We start from the raw sequence: 552 nt of genomic DNA, 5'->3' as shown, positions 1-552 counted from the left end.
CCGGCGTACGAACGATCGCCGCCAGCCGGGCGGAGCCGGCGGCGGCGATCGGAGGTGGGGGCGCGGTCAGCCGCGCTCGGAGATGGCTTCGATCAGGTCGCCGACCGGGCGTTCCGGCAGCGAGCGGGCCACGTCGGCCACGGCCACGATGCCGACGAGCCGATGCCCGTCGATCACCGGCAGCCGGCGGACCTTGTGCTGGCCCATCGTCCGCAGGATCTCGGCCGCCTCGTCGTCGGCGCCGATGGTCACCGCCTCGCCCTGGGCCAGCTCGCCGGCGGTCACGTTGCTCGGGTCGCGACCCTCGGCCAACACCTTCACCACGATGTCGCGGTCGGTCAGCATGCCCTTGAGCCGGTCGTCCGCACCGCAGATCGGCAGGGAGCCGACCCCCAGCTGGGCCATCTGCCTGGCCGCGGTCCGAAGGTCGTCCTGCTCGCGGATGCACGTCACGTCACTGGTCATGATCTCGCGTGCTGTCGGCATCGGCGTCACACCTCACTTCCCGGGGGGGGTTGATGCGGTTCCTCCTACCCCGGCCCGGCCGAGCCA

Annotated in this window: 1 protein-coding gene; it reads right to left on the bottom strand. The window is 72.5% G+C overall.

Annotation, left to right across the window (positions count from 1 at the left end):
- Positions 1–66: 66 nt before the first annotated feature.
- Entirely contained in the window at positions 67–486 is a 420-nt protein-coding gene (locus SM447_RS29775) for a CBS domain-containing protein (RefSeq protein ID WP_474576188.1), read from the bottom strand.
- Positions 487–552: the final 66 nt, after the last annotated feature.

Source organism: Micromonospora aridisoli, assembly GCF_056150025.1.
This window is presented reverse-complemented; position numbering and strand designations above follow the sequence as displayed.